Source organism: Mesorhizobium sp. M4A.F.Ca.ET.022.05.2.1 (assembly GCF_003998845.1).
GTDB lineage: Bacteria > Pseudomonadota > Alphaproteobacteria > Rhizobiales > Rhizobiaceae > Mesorhizobium.
The window spans coordinates 1-5,804 of sequence record NZ_RZOJ01000379.1; the positions used below are offsets into that span (position 1 = coordinate 1).

The following is a 5,804-nucleotide window of genomic DNA, read 5'->3' on the forward strand; positions in this document are numbered from 1 at the left end:
GCCGGCGCTCCTCGATGATCCTCAGCTCGCGCGCATTGAGCGCGCCGAGCGCCGCCTTCAGCCACAGCGAGCGGCGCTCGATGTCGATCGTGTCGCCGACGACCTCGTCCGGCAGGGGATCGTCCGAGATCAGGAAATCCATGCGCTCGGCCGGGCCGGAATCGTCGCCAAGCGGCGCATTGAGCGAGCTGTCGGGCGCGGAGAGGCGCGAATCCATCATCGCCACGTCGGCTTCGGGCACGCCGAGCGCCGCCGACACCTCGCGATAGAGCGAGGCGTTGGAGATCGGCTCGGCGCCATTCGCCAGCCGGGCGCGCAGGCGCCGGAGGTTGAAGAACAGCGCCTTTTGCGCCGAACTGGTGCCGCCGCGCACGATCGACCAGTTGCGCAGGATGTAATCCTGCATCGAGGCTCGGATCCACCAAGTGGCATAGGTCGAGAAACGCACCTCGCGCTCCGGTTCGAAGCGCGCGGCCGCCTCGAGCAGGCCGACATGGCCCTCCTGGATCAGGTCGCCGAGCGGCAGGCCGTAGTGGCGGAACCTCGAGGCCATGGAGATGACCAGCCGCATATGGGCGACGGTGATGCGGTGCAGTGCCTGCTGGTCGTTATCCTCTTTCCAGCGCAAGGCCAGGAGATGCTCCTCCTCGCGCTCCAGATAGGGCGCCTTCATCGCCGCGCGGACCATCGTCCGTCCTGCCGTGTCCTCAATCATGCCGCGCTCCCTTGTCCTGACGTCACGGACATTTCGGTGTCCGATCCCTTCAGCGGCGTCAGCGGCGGTTGAAATGGCGGCGCCGCGCCCTACAAAGCCAAGAACGTGCCATGCAGTGGAATGTTCCGCCGCGACGGCCGGACGGCCTTGTGTTGTCTTGGAGACGAGACAAATGGCCGGAGCGGGAGTTATGGGCCGTTTCTGGTACGAGACGGAGAATCTCGTTTCTGGAATGCCATACTTTTGAAATCTGGTTCCTTATTTCGCGCATCTCTATCTGTCAGTTTCCGGCTCTTACACCGCGCCGGGGCACCGGCCAAAACGGGATCACAGAAAAATGAAATGGCTTAAATCGCTCATCATCGCCGGAACGCTGCAGGCTCTGGCGGTCACCGCCGGGCATGCCGGCGCCAATCTCGACCAGATCAAGCAGGCCGGCGTCATCAAGGTCGGCACGGAAGGCACCTATGCGCCCTTCACCTATCATGACGCCTCGGGCGCGCTGGTCGGCTTCGACGTCGAAATCGCCAAGGCGGTCGCGGACAAGCTCGGCGTGAAGGTGGAATTCCTCGAAGGCAAGTGGGATGGCCTGATCGCCGGCCTCGACGCCAACCGCTACGACGCCGTCATCAACGAGGTCGGCATCACCGACGCGCGCAAGGCCAAATATGATTTCTCCGATCCCTACATCGCCTCCAAGGCGGTGCTGATCGTGCGCGGTGACGACACCGAGATCAAGACCTTCGCCGACCTCAAGGGCAAGAAGGCGGCGCAGTCGCTGACCTCCAATTACGGCAAGCTCGCCGAGATCAACGGCGCCGAGCTCGTCGGTACCGACGGCTTCGACCAGTCGATCCAGCTTCTGCTCACCGGCCGCGCCGACGCCACCATCAACGACAGCCTGTCCTTCCTCGATTTCAAGAAGCACAAGCCCGACGCCAATGTGAAGATCGCCGCGCAGGAAGAGAACGCCGACTATTCCGGCGTCATCGTGCGCAAGGGCGATCCGGAACTGGTCGCCGCGATCAACAAGGCGCTGGCCGACATCAAGGCGGACGGCACCTACAAGAAGATCGCCGACACCTATTTCGGCCAGGACGTTTCGCAGTAAATCCGCCTGATCGGGCCGCGAATCGGCCCCAGGACATCGGCGGGCCGTCTTTGACGGCTCGCCGATTTTCGCGTGATATGCGCCCGCAGTCTTCGCCGCAGCCGCACGTCGCGACGCGGGCTCTACCGACGCCTGTTCAGGCTGCATCTGGCAAGGAGAGGGCCCCGTGCCGCACTGGCTGCAATTAATGCTGGAATCGCTGCCGACCCTGTTATGGGCGGCGCTGATCTTCACCGTGCCGCTGACGCTTTTGTCGTTCGCCTGCGGCCTCGCCGCCGGGCTGGCCACGGCGCTGCTCAGGCTGTTCGGCCCAAAGCCGCTGGCGGCCGTGGCCCGCTTCTATGTCTGGATATTCCGTGGCACACCGCTCCTGGTGCAGCTGTTCCTGATCTTCTACGGTCTGCCCTCGATCGGCATTCTGCTCGATGCCTTTCCCGCGGCGCTGATCGGCTTCACGCTCAACATCGGCGCCTACACGTCGGAGATCATCCGCGCCGTCATCGGCTCGGTGCCGAAAGGGCAGTGGGAGGCGTCCTATTCGATCGGCATGACCTGGAGCCAGTCGATGCGGCGCACGATTCTGCCGCAAGCAGGGCGCGTCGCCGTGCCGCCGCTTTCCAACACCTTCATCTCTCTGGTCAAGGACACCTCGCTGGCGGCCGCCATCACCGTGCCGGAGATGTTCCAGGCGGCGCAGCGCATCGTCGCCACCACCTACGAGCCGCTGATCCTCTACATCGAGGCGGCGGCGCTCTACCTAGTGATGAGCTCGGTGCTGTCGGTGCTGCAGGCGCGGCTGGAGGTACGCCTCAACCGCTACGGCGGCTTCCTGGAGGCGAATGCATGATCGGCCTCGACAACATCGAGAAGCGGTTCGGCGACAATCTCGTCCTGAAGGGTGTCACCGTCAGCATCGAGGAAGGTAGCGTGACGGCGCTTGTCGGCCCCTCTGGGGGCGGAAAAAGCACTCTTCTGCGCTGCATCAATCTGTTGGAGATTCCAAGCTCGGGCACGCTGCGCATCGGTGAGGAGACGCTGCAGTTCCGTCCGGGGGTCAAGGTACCCGCCAGGGACATCCAGCGCATTCGCCTGCAGACAGGCATGGTGTTCCAGAACTTCCAGCTGTTCCCGCATCGCACCGCGATCGAGAACGTCATGGAAGGGCTGGTGACGGTGCTGAGATGGACGGCCGGCAGAGCCCGCGAACGGGCAATGGCCCTGCTCGAGAAGGTCGGCATGGCGCACAAGGCCGATGCCTGGCCGGCGACGCTGTCAGGCGGCCAGCAGCAGCGTGTTGCGATCGCCCGGGCGCTGGCGCCGTCGCCGCGTGTGCTGCTGTGCGACGAGCCGACCTCGGCGCTCGACCCGGAGCTCGCGCAGGAAGTGGTCGACGTGCTCGGCCAGCTCGCCCGGGAAGGCACGACCATGGTGATGGCCACGCACGATCTGAGGCTCGCCTCCAAGATCGCGCAGGAGGTGGTGTTCCTGGATGCCGGCGTCGTGGTCGAGAAAGGTCCGGCCTCGGTCGTGTTCGACAGGCCGGAGCGCGAGCGGACCAAGCGCTTCATTGCCTCGCTGAGGCAGGAATCGCACAGGGAAACTGGCGGCGAGTAGCCTTCCGAAACAAAAAACCCGGCACGAGGCCGGGTTTTCTGAATTCGCGAAGGAAAAAAGCTCAGGCAGCTTCTTCCTGTTCGGCTTCCTCATTGTCGGCCTTGGCGCCGCGCTTCGGGCCCTTGTTGAGGTTGACCTCGATAAGGCGCACCGCCTCGGTCTCCGACATGCGGTTGACGGCAGCGATCTCGCGGGCCATGCGATCGAGCGCGGCCTCGTAAAGCTGGCGCTCGGAATAGGACTGCTCCGGCTGGTTGTCGGCGCGGTAGAGGTCGCGCACGACTTCCGAGATCGAGATCAGGTCGCCCGAGTTGATCTTGGCATCATATTCCTGGGCGCGGCGCGACCACATGGTGCGCTTGATGCGGGCACGGCCCTGCACAACCTTAAGCGCGCGGTCGACATAATCCTCTTCCGACAGCTTGCGCATGCCGATGGAGGTCGCCTTGGCGACCGGCACCTTGAGGCGCATCTTGTCCTTCTGGAAGTCGATGACGAACAGTTCCAGCTTGTGGCCGGCGACTTCCTGCTCGTCGATCGAGACGATCTGGCCGACGCCGTGCGCCGGATAGACGATGAACTCGCCGGTCTTGAAACCGTGACGCGCTGCGTTGGACTTCTTCTGCGGGGTGATCGTTGCCATTACGCCCTGAACTCCTTGTTGTAGCGCCGGCATGGCGGCGCCGGCTGAACTCGCGCGATCGGGATCGCCGACCGTTAGCCGCACAACAGATGAGCCCATCCGGAAAAAGCCAGGGCCAGCACACCGCATAATTGCGACCGCCTGCCCCAGATCGCTCTGGTCCGGATTGAGAAGCTCACCTTTCAGTGATTTGGGGCGTTTGCGCCATAAATCGACGTTGTGTCACCGGCATGTTTGGCTGATGTAGCACAAAAAGTCGGAAGAATCAAGGTTTTGCTGCATTCGCGAAGGCCAAGCGCCGCCGCTGCCTGTCAAGGCAGTTCCTGTTTCATGCCCGTTACGTTACGTCATGCCGGCCGGACCGGCACCGTCACTTTTGATTTTGCGCATGATCCTTTCCGAAAATCGGAACCGATTTTCGGGGTCATGCGCTAGTCGCCTTCGCCGGGCTCGGCCGAGAAATATTTCTCGAACTTGCCGGTCTCGCCGTCGAAGTTTTTCGCGTCGGCCGGCGGTTCCTTCTTGGCGGTGATGTTCGGCCACTTCTCGGCATATTCGGTGTTGATCTGCAGCCATTTCTCAAGCCCCGGCTCGGTATCCGGCTTAATCGCGTCGGCCGGGCATTCCGGCTCGCAGACGCCGCAGTCGATGCACTCGTCCGGATGGATGACGAGCATGTTCTCGCCTTCGTAGAAACAGTCGACCGGACAGACCTCGATGCAGTCCATGTATTTGCATTTTATGCAATTGTCGGTCACGACATAGGTCATCGCAGGCTCCGGGACGTCCCATTTCTGCTGGGTTTTTTGGTGAGGTAACGCCTTTGCCGGTCGCTGGCAAGGGTGGCCATTCCTGACGCTGCCGTCGCGCCCGGAATGGAGTTGCAGAACCTCGATGCGGTTGAGATCGTTCCCGCCTCAATCCTCGCCGAGCAGCCGGTCGGTTTCCCGCCTTTCTTTCTTGGTCGGGCGGCCGCTGCCGGCCTCGCGTAAAGCCGGAAGAGCGTCCGGAACGGCCTCGCCCTTCGGCGTGGGTTGCGGCGACATATCCTCATAGAGCAGGCGTGCCTCCTCGGCGGGGCCGCGCCTGGCGCCGGCGCCGAGCACTTTCCAGACCAGGATTCGCCGGTCCAGCGTGATTGTCAGCACGTCGCCGGGCCGGACAATGTCGGAGGCCTGCGCTGCTTTGTCGCGATTGATGCGCACGCGGCCAGCGACCACGAGCTTCGCCGCCAGCGAGCGAGATTTCACCGCGCGCGAGAAGAACAGCCATTTGTCGATGCGCTGGCGGGCATCGGTGACCATCGTACCCGCGGGCTACTTCTTCAGCTGGTCGCGCAAGGCGGCGAGCTTGGCGAAGGGCGAGTCCGGATCGAAGCGCGCCGGGCGTTCGTCGCGCGGCTTGGCCTGGAAGGCAGGCTTGCCGGCTTGCGCGCCGCCCTTGCCATCCTGCCGGCCGCCTTTCCAGTCGGGCCTGCCGTCGCGGCGGTCGGGACGCTCGCCTTGCGGCCTGCCTTCGCGCCGCTCGCCAGCCTCGCCTGGCGGCCTCGGCTTGAACTTGGAGCGGTCGAAGCGCGGCTTGCCGGCACCGTCGCGCTGGTCGCGGCGCCCGTCATTCGGGCGTCCGCCCGGCTGGCCGGCCGCTTCGCCAGTTGCGTCGGACCGGCCGCCCTGCGCGGCCGGTCCGTTGCGCGGGCGATTGTCGCGGCGGTTGTCGTGCCG

Annotated in this window: 7 protein-coding genes and 1 pseudogene; 3 read left to right on the forward strand and 5 right to left on the reverse strand. The window is 64.2% G+C overall.

From position 1 onward, the window contains the following. Positions 1-715, reverse strand: a 715-nt coding sequence (locus EN745_RS28090; protein WP_127422757.1) for an RNA polymerase factor sigma-32, incomplete at its 3' end; no start/stop codon positions are given. A gap of 337 nt (positions 716-1,052) precedes the next feature. Between EN745_RS28090 and EN745_RS28095 the strand changes: the two genes are divergently transcribed. The 3 genes from EN745_RS28095 to EN745_RS28105 all read left to right on the forward strand — a co-directional run bounded on the left by EN745_RS28095 (position 1,053) and on the right by EN745_RS28105 (position 3,440). Continuing rightward, on the forward strand, positions 1,053-1,826 hold the full coding sequence (locus EN745_RS28095) for an amino acid ABC transporter substrate-binding protein (RefSeq protein ID WP_126057898.1): 774 nt from the start codon (positions 1,053-1,055) through the stop codon (positions 1,824-1,826). A gap of 166 nt (positions 1,827-1,992) precedes the next feature. Next, on the forward strand, positions 1,993-2,673 hold the full coding sequence (locus tag EN745_RS28100) for an ABC transporter permease subunit (protein ID WP_126057899.1): 681 nt from the start codon (positions 1,993-1,995) through the stop codon (positions 2,671-2,673). Further along, a complete protein-coding gene (locus tag EN745_RS28105; RefSeq protein ID WP_126057900.1) occupies positions 2,670-3,440 on the forward strand; it encodes an amino acid ABC transporter ATP-binding protein in 771 nt (256 codons plus the stop codon). The genes EN745_RS28100 and EN745_RS28105 overlap by 4 nt, the downstream gene beginning before the upstream one ends. A gap of 61 nt (positions 3,441-3,501) precedes the next feature. Here EN745_RS28105 and EN745_RS28110 read toward each other — a convergent pair whose 3' ends face one another. The 4 genes and pseudogenes from EN745_RS28110 to EN745_RS28125 form a co-directional block, all read right to left on the reverse strand. Further along, positions 3,502-4,083 (reverse strand): CarD family transcriptional regulator, encoded by a 582-nt coding sequence (locus tag EN745_RS28110; RefSeq protein WP_126057901.1) that lies wholly within the window; start codon positions 4,081-4,083, stop codon positions 3,502-3,504. A 431-nt stretch (positions 4,084-4,514) separates the two neighbouring features. Then, on the reverse strand, positions 4,515-4,853 hold the full coding sequence (fdxA, locus tag EN745_RS28115; RefSeq protein ID WP_126057902.1) for a ferredoxin FdxA: 339 nt from the start codon (positions 4,851-4,853) through the stop codon (positions 4,515-4,517). A gap of 147 nt (positions 4,854-5,000) precedes the next feature. Continuing rightward, positions 5,001-5,387, reverse strand: coding sequence for an RNA-binding S4 domain-containing protein (locus EN745_RS28120; protein ID WP_127422758.1), 387 nt, complete (start codon positions 5,385-5,387; stop codon positions 5,001-5,003). 12 nt (positions 5,388-5,399) lie between these two features. Next, a pseudogene (locus EN745_RS28125) lies at positions 5,400-5,804 on the reverse strand (helicase); the annotation flags it as partial.

Excerpts from the sequence above, each read along its gene's own strand:
- EN745_RS28095 (WP_126057898.1), top strand. The coding sequence starts at position 1,053 with ATGAAATGGCTTAAATCGCTCATCATCGCCGGAACGCTGCAGGCTCTG.
- EN745_RS28105 (WP_126057900.1), top strand. The coding sequence starts at position 2,670 with ATGATCGGCCTCGACAACATCGAGAAGCGGTTCGGCGACAATCTCGTC.
- EN745_RS28110 (WP_126057901.1), bottom strand. The coding sequence starts at position 4,083 with ATGGCAACGATCACCCCGCAGAAGAAGTCCAACGCAGCGCGTCACGGT.
- fdxA (WP_126057902.1), bottom strand. The coding sequence starts at position 4,853 with ATGACCTATGTCGTGACCGACAATTGCATAAAATGCAAATACATGGAC.
- EN745_RS28120 (WP_127422758.1), bottom strand. The coding sequence starts at position 5,387 with ATGGTCACCGATGCCCGCCAGCGCATCGACAAATGGCTGTTCTTCTCG.